Consider the following 17,498-nt stretch of genomic DNA (forward strand, 5'->3'; position numbering starts at 1 on the left):
TCGAGCGGCGCGCGGCGGTCGCGCCCTATGTGGGCCATGCGGGCGTGCTCTGGAGCCCCGCCACGCTCCGCGAACTCCGGGACTGGCTCGCGCCCGGAAGCGACGCGCCGGTGGCGGCGACGGGGCCCTGGATCCTCCTTCTCCTCGGCGGAATCGTGGCGCTCGTCTGGCCCGCCGCCGTCCTTCTGCCCCCGCGGGGGCGGCCCGGGCCTGCCGTGGGCTGGCGCTTCTTCGCCGTCCTCCTGCTCGCGCCCGCCCTGCCCGCCGCGCTGCTCGCGCTGAACTTCGGCGCGTCGGTGCTGGGGCTTGCGGGGATCGGGCGGATCGCCCTCTTCTTCGGGGTCTGGGGCGGGGTGCAGCTCGCGCTCCTGGCCCATTACCGGGGGCTCGACCGGCGGATCGACGCCGCGGCGCTGGCCCTTCTGCTCGGCGCGAGCCTCCTCTTCGCGCTCGCCATGGACCGCTATGCGGCGGCCTTCCTGCCCACGGGTCCGCGGGTGCCGCTGATGGCGCTGATGGCCTGCGGCACGCTGCCCTTCATGCTGGCCCACGCCCATCTGGCGCGCGAGGCAGGCATCGGGCGGCGGATCCTCCTCGCCTTGGCCCCGCTGCTGGCCCTGGGCGGCGCCATCGCGGCCGAGCCCGAGCGGCTCGGCCTCTCCTTCACCGTCCTGCCCGTGTTCCTGCTGTTCCTGCTCGTCTTCGGCACCATGGGCCGCTGGATCGGCCGTTTCACCGGCCCGCTCACCATCGGCCTCGGGCTGGGCCTCGTGCTGGCCTGGTCCTTCGCCGCCTCGACACCGTTGTTCGGCGCAGCCTCGCGGCTCGTCTTCTGAAGGGGCGGAGGCGGTTCCGGGGATCGGGACAGATCGCACCGCGTCGCGCCCCGGAGGTGGGAGGGTCCGCCCTCGGGCGCCCGGAGGGTGATGCCCCCGCCCGCCGCCTCCGCGCTCCCCGACGTCAGCCGGCGGGGGCCCAGATCACCTCGTCGATCCGCGGGGCGCCGGTGGCGAGCATCACCAGACGGTCGAAGCCCATCGCGATGCCGCTTGCGGGCGGCATGAAAGCCAGCGCCTCGAGGAACTCCTCGTCGAGCGGATAGGTCTCGCCATAGACCCGTTCCTTCTCGGCCATCTCGGCCTCGAAGCGGCGGCGCTGCTCGGCGGGATCGGTGAGCTCGCCGAAGCCGTTGGCAAGCTCCACCCCGCAGGCATAGAGCTCGAACCGCTCGGCCACCCGCGCATCGTCGGGCGCACGGCGGGCCAGCGCCGCCTCGGCCGCCGGGTAGCGGTCGAGAATGGTGGGGCGGCCGTGGCCTAGATGCGGCTCGACCTTCTCGACCAGCACCCGGCTCAGCATGTCCGACCATCCGTCGTCCGCCCCGGCCGAAAGGCCCGCCTCCGCCATCGCGCGGCGCAGCGCCTCCGCATCGGGCAGGCCTTGCGCATCGACCGTGGCCAGGAGATCGATGCCCGCGTGACGCGCGAAGGCCTCGGCCACAGACAGACGCTCGGGCGCGGCGAAAGGATCGCAGGTCCGGTCGCGGAAGCGCAGCTCGCGCGCGCCGGCCGCCTCGGCCGCGAGCCGCAGGAAGGCCGCGCAATCGGCCATCAGCACCTCGTAGCCCTCGCCCACCCGATACCATTCGAGCATGGTGAATTCCGGCGAATGGAGCACGCCCCGCTCGCGGTTGCGCCAGACATGGGAGAAGGCCGCGATCCGCGTCTCGCCCGCGGCCAGCAGCTTCTTCATCGCGAATTCGGGCGAGGTATGCAGATACATCCGCCGGCCCTGCCCGTCGTTGCCGATGGCTTCGGTGGCGAAACCGTGCAGATGCGCCTCGTTACCCGGCGAGACCTGAAGGGCCGCCGGATCGACCTCGATGAAGCCCTCGGCGGCGAGCCAGCCGCGGATCGCGGACTGGATGCGGTTGCGCGCCAGAAGCAGCGGACGGCGGTCGGCGTGACGGTGGGGCTGCCACCACGAGGAAGCGGACATTCGGCGGCTTTCGTCTGGAAATTCTGGCGCGGATGGGATAGGCGCACGGCCAATCCTGCGCGTTCTACGATGCGCCCCCTCCCATCGCAAGGAAGAGACCCGTGAAAGTCATCGCCTCGAGCCTCCGCAAGGGCAATGTCGTCGACATCGACGGCCGGCTCTATGTCGTCCTCACCGCCCAGAACTTCCACCCCGGCAAGGGTACGCCGGTGACGCAGGTCGACATGCGGCGGATCTCGGACGGCACCAAGGTCTCGGAACGCTGGAAGACGACCGAGCAGGTCGAGCGGGCCACGGTGGACGAGCGCGAATACGACTTCCTCTACGAGGACGGCGAGGGCTACCACTTCATGGAGCCCGAGAGCTACGATCAGGTCGTGGTCTCGCCCGACGTGGTGGGCGACGGCAAGGTGTTCCTGACCGAAGGGATGCGCGTCTATCTGCAGACCCACAACGACGTGGCGATCTCGATCGAGTTCCCGCAGAAGGTCACCGTCGAGATCACCGAGACCGAGCCGGTGGTGAAGGGCCAGACGGCCTCCTCGTCCTACAAGCCCGCCATGTGCTCGAACGGGCTGCGCGTGATGGTGCCGCCGCATATCTCGGCCGGCACGCGCATCGTCATCAACACCGAAGACCTGAGCTACGTCGAGCGCGCGAAGGACTGATCCGCGCGCCCGCTCTGCCCGAGCGGTGTCGTCGCAGATGCAGAAGGGGCGCCCCGCAGGGCGCCCCTTCCTCATTCCGGGAGAAGGCTGAATTACGTCCCGGAAATCTCCTCGGCCGCGCGGCGGGCGCCCAGCCGCATCAGCCGGGCATGGGCCGCAGCCACCCCGGGCGCGATCTGCGCGGCCAGAGCCTCGGGGAAGACGGCGCGGAGGGCAAGGAGCGCCTCCACCCCCTCGGCCGCCCGCGCGCGCAGCTCGTCGGCCAGCGGATCCTTGACCTCGATGGGTTGGCCCTTCTCGTCCGTGCCCGAGACGTAGCGCATCCAGCCCGCCACCGCGAGCATCAGCCCCGGCGAGGCGCGCCCCGCGGCCGCATTCTCGGCCAGCGTGCCGAGGAGGCGCTGAGGCAGCTTCTGGCTGCCGTCCATGGCGATCTGCCAGGTGCGGTGCCGGATGGCCGGGTTGCGGTAACGCGCCAGAAGCTCGTCGGCGTAGGAAGCGAGGTCCACCCCCGGCGGCGGCGCGAGCGCGGGGATGATCTCCTTCTGCCAGAGATGCTGCACGAAGGCCGCGAAGACAGGATCGGCCACCGTCTCCGAGATCGTCTCGTGCCCGGCGAGATAACCCAGATAGGCGAGCGAGGAATGGGTGCCGTTCAGCATCCGCAGCTTCATATGCTCGAAGGGCGTCACGTCTTCCACGAGCTGCACGCCTACGGCGCCGAGATCGGGGCGCGCGCCCTCCACGAAATCGTCCTCGACGACCCACTGGCTGAAGGGCTCGTGCATCACGGGCAGGTTGTCCTCGATCCCCTGCGCGCGGAGCCGGGCGATATCCTCGGGCTTGGTCGCGGGCACGATGCGGTCGACCATGGTCGAGGGGAAGCGTCCCTCGGCCGCGATCCAGTCCGCGAGCGCGGGATCGATGCGGCGGGCGAGATCCAGCACCACGCCGCGGACGACGCGCCCGTTCTCGGGGAGGTTGTCGCAGCAGAGCACAGTGAAGGGCCGGAGCCCCGCCGCCCGCCGCCACTCCAGCGCGCGCACGAGATAGCCCGGCGCCGAGCGCGGCAGCGCCTCGGCGATATCGTGGGCGATGTCGGGGTGATCGGGGTTCAGCGCGCCGGTCGCCGGATTGTGGCAATAGCCCTTTTCGGTGACGGTAAGGCTCACGATCTTCACCGCCGGATCGGCCATGGCGGCCAGCACCGCCCCGGGATCCTCGCGGGCCACCAGCACCTGCCTAACCACATCGATCCGCCGGACCGTCTCGCCCTCAGGCCCCTGCTCGACCGCGTGATAGGCAAAGCCCTGCGGCGCCAGCGCGTCGCGCATCGTGGGCGACTGGAGGCTCACGCCCAGGATGCCCCAGTCGCCGCCCGAGGTCTCCATCGCGCGGGCGACATAGACCGCGCCATGGGCCCGGAAGAAGGCGCCGAGGCCGAGATGGACGATGCCCACGCCTGCGGGGATCGGATCAGCGGGCAAGCCAGCCTCCATCCACATTGAGGATCGCGCCATGGACATAGGCGGCCGCGGGCGAGGCGAGGAAGACCGCGGCGCCGGCGATGTCGTCGGCCTGCCCCCAGCGCCCGGCCGGGATCCGCTCGAGGATCGCCCGGTTGCGCGCTTCGTCGGCGCGGAGCGCCTCGGTGTTGTTGGTCTCGATATAGCCCGGCGCGATGGCGTTCACATTGATGCCCCTGCCCGCCCATTCGTTGGCCAGAAGCTTCGTGATCCCCGCGACGCCATGTTTGGCGGCCGTGTAGGAGGGCACGCGGATGCCGCCCTGAAAGCTCAGGAGCGAGGCGATGTTCACGATCCGCCCGCCCGTTCCGCGCGCCAGCGCCGCGCGGCCGAAGGCCTGACAGGTGAAGAACAGGGCCTTGAGATTCACATCCATCACCGCGTCCCAGTCCTCTTCGGTGAAATCCACCGCATCGGCCCGCCGGATGATGCCCGCATTGTTGACGAGGATGTCGATGCGCTCGGCCTCGAAGAGGTCGCGCGCGGCCATCGGGTCGGCGAAGTCGAGCCGCAGCTCGCGCCCGCCGGTCCGCGCCACCGTCTCGGCGCAGGAGGAGCGGCCGGCGGCAATCACCTCGGCCCCCGCCTCCGCCAGCCCCACCGCGATCGCCTGTCCGATCCCGGTATTGGCGCCGGTCACCAGCGCGCGCTGGCCCTCGAGCGAGAAGGAGATCACCGCAGATCCTCCATCGCCACCATCTCGACGTCGCGGTAGTCGACATTGTCGCCCGCCATGGCCCAGACGAAGGTGTAGGAGCCGGTGCCGCAGCCGCAATGGATCGACCAGGGCGGCGAGACCACGGCCTCCTCGTTCTTCATCACGAGATGCCGCGTCTCGGAAGGCTCGCCCATGAAGTGGAAGACGCGGGCCTCCTCGGCGAGGTCGAAATAGAGATAGGCCTCCATCCGCCGGTCGTGGACATGGGCCGGCATCGTGTTCCAGACCGAGCCGCCGTGGAACTGGGTGTAGCCCACCACGAGCTGGCAGGATTGCATGACCTCGGGGTGGATGAACTGGTTGATCGTGCGCTCGTTGGCGGTCTCGGGCGAACCCAGCTTCACCTTCTTCGCATCCTCGAGCTTCACGAGCCGCGCCGGATGGGCGGTATGGGCGGGCGCGGACAGGATGTAGAACCGTCCCTCGCCCGCGAAGGTGACGGGGCCCGCACCCATCGGCAGGTAGAGCACGTCGCCGCGGCCCATCTCCCAGCTTTCGCCGCCCGCCGAGACGGTGCCGGTGGCGCCCACATTCACCACGCCCATCTCGCGCCGGTCGAGGATCGAGGCGGTGCCGGTGGGCTTCACCTCGTCGAGGACGAGCGGCTCGCCCGCGGGCACGGCGCCGCCCACGATCATGCGGTCGTAATGGGTGTAGACGAGGCGGATCTCGCCCGAGCGGAAGAGGTCGCCCATATGGAAGGCCTCACGCAGGCCCGCCGTGTCGAGCTGGCGCGCGGAGACCGGGTCCATTGCGTGACGGATTTCGACATGGGTCATGAGACACTCCTTTCTGGGGATCGCGCCGCCGCAGGAGATCCCGGGGCGACAGGAAGGGGACGGCCCCGCGGTGCGCCCGCCGCCACGCGGAGGGGCCTGCGGGGCCTTTCGGAAAGAGCGGGCGCGGGCGTCTGCCGCGCCGCGCGTCAGAGGAAGTCGTCGCGCCGGGGCGCGAAACTGTCGATCAGCGTGCCTGCCTCGAGGCAGCGGCAGCCATGCTCGATCCCGGAAGGGATCATCAGGCTCTCGCCCGGGCCGATCTCGTGCGTCTCGCCCGCGAGGACGAAGGCGAAGCGGCCGGACTGGACGAAGGTCGATTGCACATGCGGATGGATGTGCAGCTTGCCCTCGGCGCCTTCCTCGAAGCGGAAGGCCACCAGCATCAGCGCGGGATCCTGGGCCAGGACCTGACGGGTCACGCCGGGATCGGTGGGAACGACGGGATACATGGGCACCTCAGCGGAACTGGGCCGGCAGCCAGAGCGACAGCGCCGGGATGTAGGTCACGAGCAGCAGGACGGCGAGGGCCGCCCCGTAGAATGGCCAGATCGTGCGCATCGCCGTCCAGATCGAGATCCGTCCCACGGCGCAGCCCACGAAGAGCACGGCGCCGACGGGCGGCGTGCAGAGGCCGATCCCGAGGTTCAGGATCAGGATGACGCCGAAATGCACCGGGTCCACCCCGAAGGCCTGCGCCACCGGCAGGAAGATCGGCGTCGTGATGACGATCAGCGGCGACATGTCCATGAAGGTGCCGAGCACGAGGAGCGCCACGTTGATGAGCAGCAGGATCACCAGCGGATTGTCCGACAGCCCCTGCATGAAGGCCACGAGCGCGGTCGGCACCTTGAGATAGGCCAGAAGCCAGCCGAACGAGGCCGCGCAGCCGATCACGAGCAGCACCATGGCCGTCGTGCGCACCGCGCCGATGGTGGCATGGACGAACTCGGACCAGGTGAGGGTGCGGTAGATCAGGATGGTGACGAGCAGCGCATAGACGACCGCGATGTTGGCGCTCTCCGAGGCGGTGAAGATGCCCGAGCGCACGCCGCCGAAGATCAGCGCGACGAGGATGAGCCCCGGCACGGCGCCCACGAAGATGGCGCCGAGCGCGCGCAGCCCCGGGAAGCGCTCGGTCGGATAGCCGCGGCTGCGGGCCACGAAATAGGCCGCCACCATCAGCGCCAGCGCGAGCAGGAGGCCCGGGATGATGCCCGCCGTGAACAGGTCCGCGATCGAGATCCGGCCGCCTGCGGCGATGGAATAGATGATCATGTTGTGCGAGGGCGGGATCATCAGCGCGATGATCGAGCCCACGACCGTCAGGTTCACGGCATAGTCGACGCCGTAGCCCCGCTCCTTCATCTGCGGCACCATGAGGCCGCCCACCGCCGAAGCATCGGCCGCGGCCGAGCCCGAGACGCCGCCGAACATGACCGAGGCCACGACATTCACCTGTCCGAGCCCGCCCCGGAGATGGCCGACCAGTGCGCCGGCCAGCGCCACGAGCCGCCGGGCGATGTCGCCCCGCACCATCAGATCGCCCGAATAGATGAAGAAGGGGATGGCCATCAGCGCATAGACCGAGACGCCCGAGTTGAGGCGCTGGAACACGACGACCGGCGGCAGGCCCAGATAGAGCACGGTGAGGAAGCTCGACACGCCGAGGCAGAAGGCGACGGGCGTGCCGATCAGGAGAAGGAAGACGAAGCTTCCGAACAGGATGAAGAGCTCCAACGTCAGGCCCCCGTGGTGGTGGTTTCGGGCTCTTCCGGCGCATCCTCGCCGAAGCGGGCGGTGTGCAGGCCTGCGGCGCGGCGCAGGACGCGCTCGATGGAGAAGAGGACGAGCAGCGTGCCGCCCGAGATCAGCGGCGCGAATTCGAAGCCGCGGCTGATGCCGAGGCCGGGCATGAGATCACTGGCTGCCCGCGCGGCCAGCGACCAGCCGTACCAGGACATGCCGAAGCCGAAGGCCGCCACGAAGAAGTCCGAGATCGTGTGCAGCCAGGGCGCGACGCTCTTGGGCAGGAAATAGAGCAGCACGTCGAAGGACAGGTGATAGCCCTCGCGTACGCCCACGGCCGCGCCGAGGAAGATGAACCAGGCCATGATCATGACCGCGGCCGGTTCCGCCCAGTGCAGGCTGTCGTTCATCACATAGCGCACGAAGACCTGCGCGAAGACGAAGACCGTCATCAGCACGAGGCCCCCGCCCGCGATCCACAGCGCGATCCGCGCCAGCCCCCCCATCACGAGGGCCAGTCTCTTCAATCCGTCCTGCACGTTGCACCTCGCCGGAAGAGACGGACCCGCGGTGCCGGGGCACTGCGGGTCCGAAAGTCAGGTCACTGGGTTTCCTGGATCCGCTTCACGAGATCCTGATATTCCGGCTTGGTCACATATTTCTCGTAGACCGGCGCCATCGCCTCGATGAAGGGGGTCTTGTCGATCTCGCGCACGACTTCGGCGCCCGAGGCCACGACCTTCTCTTCCGAGGCCTTCTCCTGCTCGGCCCAGAGCTTGCGCTGCACGGGCTCGGACTCTTCGGCCGCCTGACGCAGCACCTGCTGGTCCTCGGGCGAGAGCGCGTCCCACTTGATCTTCGAGATCGCCACCAGCTCGGGCACCATCAGGTGCTGGTCGAGCGTGTAATATTTCGCCACCTCGAAATGGCCCGAGCTGTCGTAGGACGGCCAGTTGTTCTCGGCCCCGTCGATCACGCCGGTCTGGATCGAGGAATAGACCTCGCCATAGGGCATCGGCGTCGCATTGGCGCCGAGCGCGGACATCATGTCCACGAAGACGTCCGACTGCATGACGCGGAACTTCATGCCCTTGAGGTCCTCGACCTTGGTGATCGGCTTCTGGCTGTTGTAGAAGCTGCGCGAGCCGCCGTCGTAATAGGCCACCGCGATCAGGTCCTTGGTCTCGAAAGCGCGGGCGAGATCGTCGCCGATGGGGCCGTCCATCACATTGTGCAGATGCTCTTCCGAGCGGAAGAGGTAGGGCAGCGACAGGAGCTGCGCCTCGGGCACGATGTCGTTGAACGAGCCGAACGAGGCGCGCACCATGTCGATCACGCCGAACTGGGTCTGCTCGATCGTGTCCTTCTCTTCGCCGAGCTGCGACGAGGGGAAGACCTCGATGCAGATGCGCCCGTTCGACAGTTCCTTGGCGCGCTCGGCCATGAACTTGACACCCTCGACGGTCGGATAGCCGTCCGGGTGCGTGTCCGAGGACCGCAGCGTCACCTCGCACTCGGCGAAGGCGGGTGCCGCGAGCGCGGCGCTCGCCAGCAGGGTCGCGATCATTGTTCTTTTCATGGTCTCTCCTCCCTTGATGATCTTCTCAGAGCCTGTAGGCCTCTTTCGCGAGGCGGTAGGCCAGATCGTGCGCCACCTCCGGCGCCTCCTCCGCGTCGAGGCGCCCCGTGGCGACCAGTGTCGCCAGGAAGGCGCAATCCACGCGCCGGGCCACGTCGTGACGGGCCGGGATCGAGCAGAAGGCGCGGGTGTCGTCGTTGAAGCCCACGGTGTTGTAGAAGCCCGCCGTCTCGGTCGTCATCTCGCGGAAGCGGCGCATCCCCTCGGGGCTGTCGTGGAACCACCAGGCGGGGCCCAGCTTCAGCGCCGGATAGACCCCGGCCAGGGGCGCCAGTTCCCGCGCATAGGCGGTCTCGTCCAGCGTGAAGACGATCACCGTCAGCCGCGGATCGCCCCCCACCGCCGACAGAAGCGGGCGCAGCGCGCGGACGTAATCGGTGCGGGTCGGAATGTCGAAGCCCTTGTCGCGGCCGAACCGGTCGAGCACGGGCCGGGAATGGTTGCGGAAGCTGCCCGGGTGGATCTGGAGCACCAGCCCGTCCTCGAGGCTCATGCGCGCCATCTCGGTCAGCATCTGGCCGCGAAACGCATCCGCCTCCTCGGCCGTGCAGGCGCCCGCCAGCGCCTTTGCGAAGAGCGCGGCCGCCTCGGCCTGCGGCAGATCCTCGGTACGGGCCGTCGCATGGCCATGGTCCGAGGAGGTGGCGCCGAACTCCTTGAAGTAGGCCCGGCGCTTGCGGTGGGCGGCGAGATAGCCTTCCCAGGTCGCGGTATCCTCGCCGGTCAGCTCGCCCAGCTGCGCGACATTCTCCGCAAAGCCCGCAAATTCGGGATCGACCACCGCATCGGGACGGTAGGCCGTCACCACCCGCCCCTGCCAGCCGCTCTCGCGGATCATGCGGTGCCAGCGCAGGTCGTCGAGCGCGCTTTCCGTGGTGGCGATCGCCTCGATCCCGAACCGCTCGAAGAGCGCGCGGGGACGGAACCCGGGCTGCGCGAGGCAATCGGCGATCTGGTCGTAGGCCGCATCCGCCGTCTCGGCCGAGAGCCGCTCCTTCAGGCCGAACACCTCCGAGAAGGCATGATCGAGCCAGAGCCGCGAGGGCGTGCCGCGGAAGAGATGGAAATTAGAGGCGAAGAGCCGCCAGATCTTGCGGCCGTCCGTCTCGGTCGGGCCGCCGTCGGCGCGCGGCACCCCCATCGCCTCGAGCGGGATGCCCTGCGAATGGAGCATGCGGAAGACGTAATGGTCGGGCGTGACGAAGAGCTGGGCGGGGTCCGGGAAAGGCTCGTTCTCGGCGAACCAGCGCGGGTCGGTGTGACCGTGCGGCGAGATGATCGGCAGATCCTTCACCGTCGCATAGAGCGAGCGGGCCAGTGCCCGGGTGCCCTCATCGATCGGAAACAGCCGATCTTCCTGCAGCAGCCCCATTGCCTTCCGCCTCCTCCCTGCGTCAAGCCTGCATTTATCGGTGGCATTCCGCCGCCGTGTCTGACTAATATGCTAGTATGCTTCACCTGTCAACGGAGAGGACATGACCGACGCGATCTCGCTGCCTGCCCTCGAGGCGCCCCTCCGCCCGTCGGTCACCGATCAGGTGTTCGACCAATTGCACGACCGCATCATCGAGCTCGACCTGCCGCCCGGCACCAAGCTTTCGGAGATCGAGGTCGCGCGGCAGTTCGGCGTCTCGCGCCAGCCGGTGCGCGATGCCTTCTACCGCCTGTCGAAGCTGGGCTTCCTGTCCATCCGCCCGCAGCGTGCGACGACGGTCTCGCAGATCTCGACCCGCAGCGTCATGCAGGCGCGCTTCATCCGGGCGGCGATAGAGGCCGAGACGGTGCGCGTGGCCTGCGAGCGGCTGACCGAGGACGATCATGCCGCGCTCTGGCGGCTCCTCGACCTCCAGCGCGAGGCCTCGGAGGCCCGCGACCGGCTGCGCTTCCACGCGCTCGACGACCAGTTCCACCGCGAGCTCTGCGATCGGTCGGGCTGCGGATTCGCCTGGGAGATCGTGCGCGAGAACAAGTCCCACATGGACCGGGTGCGTTATCTCTCGCTGGCCTTCGCCTCGCAGGACGCCTATGGAGACCACCTCGAGGTGATGCAGGCCATCGAGGCGCGCGACGCGCCCGAGGCCATGCGCCGGATGCACAGTCACCTCAGCCGCATCAAGATCCAGATCGAGCGCATCCGGCTCGATCATCAGGCCTATTTCGCACAGGAGGACGCATGTCTGCCCGATCTTTGAACCAGCGCATCATCTCGGTCGGCGAGTGCATGGTCGAGATGGCGCCGACGGGCGAGGGCACCTTCGCGATGGGCTTCGCGGGCGACACGCTGAACACCGCATGGTATCTGCGCCGCGCCCTGCCCCCCGAGGCGGAGGTGGACTATCTGACCGCCGTCGGCACCGATGCGATCTCGGACCGGATGCTCGGCTTTCTCCGCGACGCGGGCCTCGGGACAAGCCGCATCGCGCGTGTCCCGGACCGGACGGTGGGGCTCTATCTCATCGAGCTTACCAACGGCGAGCGCAGCTTCGCCTACTGGCGCGGCCAGAGCGCGGCCCGCCTTCTCGCCTGCGATCCGGCGGTGCTGGCGGCAGGCTTTGCCGGCGCCTCGATGATCTATCTCTCGGGCATCACGCTCGCGATCCTCGAACCGGCCGACCGGGCGCAGCTTCTGTCCGCCCTGTCGGCGGCGCGGGCCGCGGGCAGCGAAGTGGCGTTCGATCCGAACCTCCGTCCCCGGCTCTGGCCCGACGGGGCCACCATGTGCGCAGCCATCATGGAGGCCGCGCGGCACGCCGACATCGTGCTGCCTTCGCACGAGGACGAGGCGGCCTTCTTCGGCGATGAGGATGCCGCAGCCACCGCCGCGCGCTATGCAGCCGCAGGTGCCTCGCTCGTGGTGGTGAAGGACGGGGCGGGCCCGATGGTCACGCTCACGCCCGAAGGCCGGCAGAGCCACGCACCCGAGACGGTGAGCCAGGTCGTCGACACGACCGCGGCCGGAGACAGCTTCAACGCGGGCTTCCTTGCGGCCCACCTCGGGGGCGCACCGCTGGCCGAGGCCGTGCGGGCCGGCGCCCGGCTCGCCGCCCGCGTGATCGGACAGCGGGGCGCGCTGGTGGCCTGAGCCGCCTGCCGGACCCTCAGCAAAGGGCGCCGTCAGTTCAGGTGGCGCCCGCTCCCCTCCTGCCGGATGCGATCGAGGATTTCCATCAGCCGGTCCCGCACGTCCGCGCCCTCGGGCAGCGGTGCGGGATCGGCGACGAGCGCCTTCAGCGCGCTCACCACCAGCCGATCCGCGGAGGCGCCATCCGGCATCATCCGCCGCGCGTCCAGCCGCAGCTCGCGCAGGATGTCTTTCAGATCCCCCCCCGCCGCCTCGCGCTCCAGGCTCTCGCTCTGCTGGCGGAGCTGGCGCAGCATGGCGCTCGCAAGGCTCGGCTTGGCGAAGACCGGCACGAGGGGGAAACGCTCCGGAATGACCGAGCGGTCATAGCCGGTGGAGAAGACGAAGGGCACCTGCCGGTTCATCAGGCAATCCGCCATGTCGAACGAGGTCTCGTCGCCAAGTCGCACGTCGAGGATGGCGGCCTCGATCTCGTCGAGCAGGTCCATCGCCTCATGCACGTCCGGGAACGGTCCGATCACCCGCTGGCCCAGCTCACGGATCTGGGTGACGAGATCGGCTGCCAGCAGGTAGTCGTCCTCGAGGATCAGGATGCGCAAGCTCGAGCCCGTTTCGTCCATTGCTCTTCTCCTCTGCCGGTCTGCAGATCCCGCCCGGGGTTCGCCCACGGCGCCGTCCGCGATGCCGGACGGCACTCCTCGCCTTCGCCCACCCTCGCCCGAGACCTCCGCAGCGCCCGCGGCCGGCTTCGGCCCCCGGAAGGGCCGCTCATGGACCAGAGTCACAACGGCCAAAAGGGCGGCGTGCCCGGTGGAACGCCCGTCGGGTCTGCAACCTGTGGGCTGGAAGCCCATTTCGAGACAAACCCAAGATTGCGCGAGACGACCGGCCGAGGCAAGCCGAACATGGTGCCGCTCACGGATGACCCAAGGGAAGATCTCACTCTTGCATTGCTTCGGCACGCGCGGACGCGCAAAGCCTCGGAAACCCGGACAGGAACTTCTCCCGGGGATCGAGCGACGCGGAGGCCCGACCGCTTCTCGCGGGATCGTCGGGCCGGCGATCCGCGTGCTCCTCATCCTCGCCCCGTCTTCTCGGGTTTGCCCCGCCTTGGATGCCACAAGGAGGGCGCCAAGCGCCCGGCCTTTCCACCTCGAGGCCAACAGGTCTATGATCGGCGCGGGAGGCACCCATGGCGAAACCGCAGGCACCGCGCGAGGGAGACGGCGATCCGGTCTGGGCCGACTCGGTCTGGCTGGACGTCATGTCGGCCGTCGACCGGACCTATGCCGATCTCGTGGACTATCAGGAGCGACTCGAGCGGCAGAATGCCGAACTCGAGAGCCTGCGCTCGTTCCATGCCTCGGTGCTGGCCTCGGTGTCCGACATTCTCATCGTCGTCTCGCGCGCGGGTCTGATCGAGGAGGTCTCGGCCTCCGTCTCGGCCCGCACCCGCCTGCCCCGCGCCGCGCTCTGCGGGCGGCCCGCGTCGGACCTCTTCGCCGAGGCCGACCGTCCCGCGCTTCAGGAGGCGATGCGCCGCGCCACGGACGCGCGCAGCGCCCTCACCCTCGAGGCGGGGCTCGAGACGCCCGAGGGTCCGAGCGCGGTGGAGCTCTCGCTGTCGCCCCGCTTCGACGAGCGCGGCCGCGCGGCGGGTCTGGTGCTCACCGGCCGGTCGGTGGCGGAGCTGCGGCAGGCCTATGCCGAACTGGCCGAAAGCCATGACGAGCTGAAGGCGGCGCAGGCGCTGCTGGTGCGGAACGAGAAGCTCGCCTCGCTCGGCCGCCTCCTCGCGGGCGTGGCGCATGAGCTGAACAATCCGATCAGCTTCGTCTATGCCAATGCCCATGCGCTCGGCCGCTACGCCACCAAGTTCGAGCAGTATTTCGAGCAGGTGCAGGCGAGCGCCCCCCGCGAGGCGCTGATCCGGCTGCGCGAGGAGCTGAAGCTCGACCGCGAGGTGCGCAACCTGCGCGACGCGGTGCAGGGCGCGCGCGACGGGGCCGAGCGGGTGCGCGACATCGTCGAGGACCTGCGGCGGCTCTCCTCCGAAGGGTCGGGCGAGATGGAGGGCTTCGACCTCGTGGCGGTGGCGCAGGTGGCAACGGCCTGGGTCCTGCGCGGCGCGCGCCGTCCGGTGGCGGTCGAGGTCACGGGCGAGGCGCATCTGCCGGTGCGCGGGCGGCCCGGCCATGTGCAGCAGGTGGTGATGAACCTCGTGCAGAACGCGCTCGACGCGGTCGAGGAGGTGCCCGAGCCGCGCATTGCCATCGATCACCGGATCGAGGGCGACCACGCGGTGCTCACGGTGCGCGACACCGGGCCGGGCGTGCCCGAGGCGCTGGTGCAGGCGATCTTCGATCCGTTCTTCACCACGAAGCCGGTGGGACGCGGCACCGGGCTCGGCCTGCCCATCTCGCACAAGATCGCCGAAGAGCATGGCGGGCGGCTCGTGCTCGGCAAGGAGGGCCCGGGCGCCGCCTTCCGCCTCGAACTGCCGCTCGACCGGGAGATGCGATGAACATTCTCTGGCTTCAGGCCTCGGGCTGCGGCGGCTGCACCATGTCGCTTCTCTGCGCCGAGGCGCCGGGCCTCTTCGACCTTCTCGAGGATGCGGGCCTGCGCTTCCTGTGGCATCCCTCGCTCTCGATCGATTCCGGGGCGGAGGTGCGGGCGCTCCTCGAGCGGATCGAGGCGCGAGAGCAGCCGCTCGACATCCTCTGCGTCGAGGGGGCCATCGCGCGCGGGCCCCGCGGCACCGGACGGTTCCAGATGCTTGCGGGCACCGGGCGCTCGATGCTCGAGACCGTCACGCGGCTCGCGCCGCTCGCCCGGCATGTGGTGGCGGTGGGCAGCTGCGCGGCCTATGGCGGGATGACGAGCGCGGGCGGCAACCCCTCGGACGCGACGGGGCTCCAGTACGAGGGCACCCACGAGGGCGGCATCCTTGCGCCCGAGTTCCGGGCGCGGGACGGCCTGCCCGTGGTGAATGTGGCCGGCTGCCCGACCCATCCGGGCTGGGTGACCGAGACGCTGATGCTGCTGGGCGGGAACGCGCTGGCGGCCGGCGATCTCGACCGGTTCGGCCGCCCGCGCTTCTATGCCGATCATCTCGTGCATCACGGCTGCTCGCGCAACGAATATTACGAATACAAGGCCAGCGCCCGCACCCCCGGCGAGATCGGCTGCATGATGGAACATATGGGCTGCATCGGCACGCAGGCGGTGGGCGACTGCAACATCCGGCCCTGGAACGGCAGCGGCTCCTGCACCTCGGGCGGCTATGCCTGCATCGCCTGCACCGCGCCCGAATTCGAGGAGCCGCGCCACCCCTATTCCGAGACGCCCAAGATCGGCGGCATCCCGGTGGGCCTGCCCTCGGACATGCCGAAGGCCTGGTTCATGGCGCTGGCGAGCCTGTCCAAGGCCGCCACGCCCGAGCGCATCCGGCGCAACGCGGCCTCCGACCGGATCGAGGTGCCCCCCACGCTCAGGATGCCGAAGCGATGACGCGGCTCGTGGTCGGCCCGTTCAACCGGGTCGAGGGGGATCTCGAGGTCCATCTGGAGGTGGTGGAGGGCGCGGTGACGGCGGCGCGGGTGAATGCGCCGCTCTACCGCGGCTTCGAGCGGATGCTCGAGGGGCGCGATCCGCGCGACGCGCTGACCATCACGCCCCGGATCTGCGGGATCTGCTCGATCAGCCAGTCGGTCGCGGCGGCGCGCGCGCTCGGCGCGGCGATGGGTCTCGTGCCCGCGCCGGCGGGCGAGCGGGTGGCGGCGCTGATCCATGCGGTCGAGAATGCGGCCGATCACCTGACCCATTTCAACCTCTTCTTCATGCCCGACTTCACCCGCCCCGCCTATGCCGGGCGGAGCTGGCACGGGCGCGCGGTGGCCCGCTTCACGGCGATGGAAGGCAGCGCCCAGCGCGAGGCGGTGGCCGCGCGCGCGGATCTCCTCCACATACTCGGGCTTCTGGCCGGAAAATGGCCGCACACGCTGGCCGTCCAGCCGGGCGGTGTCACCCGCGCGCCCGGCGCGGCCGAGCGGATGCGGATCCTCTCGAGCCTGCGGAGCTTCCGCCGCCATCTCGAGCGCACGCTCTTCGGCGGCCCGCTCGAGGCCTTCGCGGCGCTCGAGACCGAGGCGGCGCTCCTGTCCTGGGGCCGCGGGGATGCGGGGCTCTTCCTCGAGATCGCGGCGGATCTGGGGCTGGGCGGTCTCGGCTGCGGCGCCGGGCGCTATCTCAGCTTCGGCGCCTATCCCCTGCCCGAGGGGCCGGCGTTCGCGGCGGGCACCTGGCAGGCGGGGGCGCCCCTCCCGCTCGACCCCGGCCTCATCCGCGAGGATCTGAGCCATGCCTGGATGCTGGGCGAGGCCGCCCATCCCGCCGAGGGCCGCACCCTGCCCGACGAGGAGATGCGCGAGGCCGCCTACAGCTGGTGCAAGGCGCCCCGCCTCGACGGGCAGCCGATGGAGACGGGCGCGCTCGCGCGGCAGGTGGTGGCGGGCCATCCGCTCGCCCGCGATCTGGCCCGGCAGGGCGGCGTGCTGGCCCGCGTGGGAGCCCGGCTCCTGGAGCTCGCGCGGACGCAGATCCTGATGGAGGAGCTGGCGCAGGGGATCGATCCTGCCGCCCGCTTCATGGTGGCGATGGGGCCCCTGCCACGGGAGGCGCAGGGGGCGGGGCTGGTCGAGGCCGCGCGCGGCGCCCTCGGCCACTGGGTCCGGCTGCGGGGCGGGCTCATCGAGCGCTACCAGATCGTGGCGCCCACCACCTGGAACTTCAGCCCGCGCGATGCGGAAGGGGTGCCGGGCCCGCTCGAGGCCGCGCTGGTGGGGGCGCCCGTCGGCCCGGGCGAGACCACGCCGCTCTCGGTGCAGCATGTGGTGCGCAGCTTCGATCCCTGCATGGTCTGCACGGTGCATTGATGGGCAGGAACCCCGCGCGCCCTGCAGATGGTGGCGGCCCGACGGCTCGGGCGCGGGCTTCGGCTTCGGAAGGGGCGCCCGGAGAGAGGGCCCTGTCCGGCGCCGCGTCGCACGAGACCGGAGGCCGCTCCGCTGCGGAGAGCGGGGATGGATATTTGGACCAGAGTGAGGGGCAGGAGATCCGCGTGCGCGGACAGGTGCAGGGGGTGGGATTTCGCCCCTTCGTCTGGCAGCTCGCGCGCCGACTGGGGCTCGAGGGCGAGGTGCTGAACGACGGGGCGGGCGTGCTGATCCGCGCCACGGGCGCGCGGCTCGCGGAGTTTCTGGCGGCCCTCGGGACGGAGGCGCCGCCGCTTGCGCGGGTGGATGCGGTCGAGGCGCGACCCGCGCCGGTGGTGCGCAGGC

General features: G+C 70.0%; 17 protein-coding genes and 1 pseudogene. 8 read left to right on the forward strand and 10 right to left on the reverse strand.

The window, feature by feature from the left end; all coding sequences use genetic code 11:
- Positions 1–836 (forward strand): annotated as a pseudogene (locus A9O63_RS01530) (lysophospholipase); the annotation flags it as partial.
- Between the two features lie 124 nt (positions 837–960).
- Here the strand turns inward: A9O63_RS01530 and epmA are convergent.
- Positions 961–1,998 (reverse strand): EF-P lysine aminoacylase EpmA, encoded by a 1,038-nt coding sequence (epmA, locus tag A9O63_RS01535; RefSeq protein WP_069330345.1) that lies wholly within the window; start codon positions 1,996–1,998, stop codon positions 961–963.
- A 101-nt stretch (positions 1,999–2,099) separates the two neighbouring features.
- Here epmA and efp point away from each other — a divergent pair, with 101 nt between their 5' ends.
- Entirely contained in the window at positions 2,100–2,666 is a 567-nt protein-coding gene (efp, locus tag A9O63_RS01540; protein WP_069330346.1) for an elongation factor P, read from the forward strand.
- Between the two features lie 92 nt (positions 2,667–2,758).
- Here efp and A9O63_RS01545 read toward each other — a convergent pair whose 3' ends face one another.
- The 8 genes from A9O63_RS01545 to uxaC form a co-directional block, all read right to left on the reverse strand.
- On the reverse strand, positions 2,759–4,153 hold the full coding sequence (locus tag A9O63_RS01545; RefSeq protein ID WP_069330347.1) for a mannitol dehydrogenase family protein: 1,395 nt from the start codon (positions 4,151–4,153) through the stop codon (positions 2,759–2,761).
- Positions 4,143–4,868 carry a 2-dehydro-3-deoxy-D-gluconate 5-dehydrogenase KduD gene (gene kduD, locus A9O63_RS01550; RefSeq protein ID WP_069330348.1) on the reverse strand — a complete coding sequence of 242 codons (726 nt, stop codon included), beginning with the start codon at positions 4,866–4,868 and terminating at the stop codon, positions 4,143–4,145. Before kduD ends, A9O63_RS01545 begins: the two co-directional genes overlap by 11 nt.
- Complete coding sequence (kduI, locus tag A9O63_RS01555) at positions 4,865–5,689, reverse strand: 5-dehydro-4-deoxy-D-glucuronate isomerase (RefSeq protein WP_069330349.1); 825 nt, start codon at positions 5,687–5,689, stop codon at positions 4,865–4,867. Before kduI ends, kduD begins: the two co-directional genes overlap by 4 nt.
- Before the next feature lie 146 nt (positions 5,690–5,835).
- A complete protein-coding gene (locus A9O63_RS01560; RefSeq protein ID WP_069330350.1) occupies positions 5,836–6,138 on the reverse strand; it encodes a cupin domain-containing protein in 303 nt (100 codons plus the stop codon).
- 7 nt (positions 6,139–6,145) lie between these two features.
- On the reverse strand, positions 6,146–7,426 hold the full coding sequence (locus tag A9O63_RS01565) for a TRAP transporter large permease (RefSeq protein WP_069330351.1): 1,281 nt from the start codon (positions 7,424–7,426) through the stop codon (positions 6,146–6,148).
- A gap of 2 nt (positions 7,427–7,428) precedes the next feature.
- Positions 7,429–7,974: a TRAP transporter small permease gene (locus tag A9O63_RS01570; protein ID WP_069330352.1), complete on the reverse strand. Its 546-nt coding sequence runs from the start codon at positions 7,972–7,974 to the stop codon at positions 7,429–7,431.
- 62 nt (positions 7,975–8,036) lie between these two features.
- Complete coding sequence (locus tag A9O63_RS01575) at positions 8,037–9,014, reverse strand: TRAP transporter substrate-binding protein (protein WP_069330353.1); 978 nt, start codon at positions 9,012–9,014, stop codon at positions 8,037–8,039.
- Between the two features lie 25 nt (positions 9,015–9,039).
- A complete protein-coding gene (uxaC, locus tag A9O63_RS01580) occupies positions 9,040–10,446 on the reverse strand; it encodes a glucuronate isomerase (protein WP_069330354.1) in 1,407 nt (468 codons plus the stop codon).
- 103 nt (positions 10,447–10,549) lie between these two features.
- Between uxaC and A9O63_RS01585 the strand changes: the two genes are divergently transcribed.
- Both A9O63_RS01585 and A9O63_RS01590 read left to right on the forward strand, forming a co-directional pair.
- Positions 10,550–11,266 (forward strand): GntR family transcriptional regulator, encoded by a 717-nt coding sequence (locus A9O63_RS01585; protein ID WP_069330355.1) that lies wholly within the window; start codon positions 10,550–10,552, stop codon positions 11,264–11,266.
- Positions 11,248–12,156, forward strand: coding sequence for a sugar kinase (locus tag A9O63_RS01590; protein WP_205631809.1), 909 nt, complete (start codon positions 11,248–11,250; stop codon positions 12,154–12,156). The genes A9O63_RS01585 and A9O63_RS01590 overlap by 19 nt, the downstream gene beginning before the upstream one ends.
- Before the next feature lie 32 nt (positions 12,157–12,188).
- Here the strand turns inward: A9O63_RS01590 and A9O63_RS01595 are convergent, their stop codons facing one another.
- Positions 12,189–12,776, reverse strand: a complete 588-nt coding sequence (locus tag A9O63_RS01595; RefSeq protein ID WP_069330357.1) for a response regulator — start codon at positions 12,774–12,776, stop codon at positions 12,189–12,191.
- 572 nt (positions 12,777–13,348) lie between these two features.
- On the opposite strand from A9O63_RS01595, the gene A9O63_RS01600 reads away from it, so the two are divergent.
- The 4 genes from A9O63_RS01600 to A9O63_RS01615 all read left to right on the forward strand — a co-directional run.
- A complete protein-coding gene (locus tag A9O63_RS01600; protein ID WP_069330358.1) occupies positions 13,349–14,680 on the forward strand; it encodes a sensor histidine kinase in 1,332 nt (443 codons plus the stop codon).
- Positions 14,677–15,669 carry an NADH-quinone oxidoreductase subunit B family protein gene (locus A9O63_RS01605; protein ID WP_069330359.1) on the forward strand — a complete coding sequence of 331 codons (993 nt, stop codon included), beginning with the start codon at positions 14,677–14,679 and terminating at the stop codon, positions 15,667–15,669. The genes A9O63_RS01600 and A9O63_RS01605 overlap by 4 nt, the downstream gene beginning before the upstream one ends.
- A complete protein-coding gene (locus A9O63_RS01610; RefSeq protein ID WP_069330360.1) occupies positions 15,666–17,093 on the forward strand; it encodes a nickel-dependent hydrogenase large subunit in 1,428 nt (475 codons plus the stop codon). The genes A9O63_RS01605 and A9O63_RS01610 overlap by 4 nt, the downstream gene beginning before the upstream one ends.
- Before the next feature lie 155 nt (positions 17,094–17,248).
- On the forward strand, positions 17,249–17,498 hold a 250-nt coding region (locus A9O63_RS01615; protein ID WP_205631810.1), incomplete at its 3' end, for an acylphosphatase.

This window comes from Cereibacter johrii (genome assembly GCF_001720585.1).
Taxonomy (GTDB): Bacteria; Pseudomonadota; Alphaproteobacteria; order Rhodobacterales; family Rhodobacteraceae; genus Cereibacter_A; species Cereibacter_A johrii.

Bases quoted from the DNA above. Each gene is read 5' to 3' on its own strand.
- epmA (WP_069330345.1), bottom strand. From the start codon at position 1,998: ATGTCCGCTTCCTCGTGGTGGCAGCCCCACCGTCACGCCGACCGCCGT.
- kduI (WP_069330349.1), bottom strand. From the start codon at position 5,689: ATGACCCATGTCGAAATCCGTCACGCAATGGACCCGGTCTCCGCGCGC.
- A9O63_RS01560 (WP_069330350.1), bottom strand. From the start codon at position 6,138: ATGTATCCCGTCGTTCCCACCGATCCCGGCGTGACCCGTCAGGTCCTG.
- A9O63_RS01575 (WP_069330353.1), bottom strand. From the start codon at position 9,014: ATGAAAAGAACAATGATCGCGACCCTGCTGGCGAGCGCCGCGCTCGCG.
- uxaC (WP_069330354.1), bottom strand. From the start codon at position 10,446: ATGGGGCTGCTGCAGGAAGATCGGCTGTTTCCGATCGATGAGGGCACC.
- A9O63_RS01585 (WP_069330355.1), top strand. From the start codon at position 10,550: ATGACCGACGCGATCTCGCTGCCTGCCCTCGAGGCGCCCCTCCGCCCG.
- A9O63_RS01590 (WP_205631809.1), top strand. From the start codon at position 11,248: ATGTCTGCCCGATCTTTGAACCAGCGCATCATCTCGGTCGGCGAGTGC.
- A9O63_RS01595 (WP_069330357.1), bottom strand. From the start codon at position 12,776: ATGGACGAAACGGGCTCGAGCTTGCGCATCCTGATCCTCGAGGACGAC.
- A9O63_RS01600 (WP_069330358.1), top strand. From the start codon at position 13,349: ATGGCGAAACCGCAGGCACCGCGCGAGGGAGACGGCGATCCGGTCTGG.
- A9O63_RS01605 (WP_069330359.1), top strand. From the start codon at position 14,677: ATGAACATTCTCTGGCTTCAGGCCTCGGGCTGCGGCGGCTGCACCATG.
- A9O63_RS01610 (WP_069330360.1), top strand. From the start codon at position 15,666: ATGACGCGGCTCGTGGTCGGCCCGTTCAACCGGGTCGAGGGGGATCTC.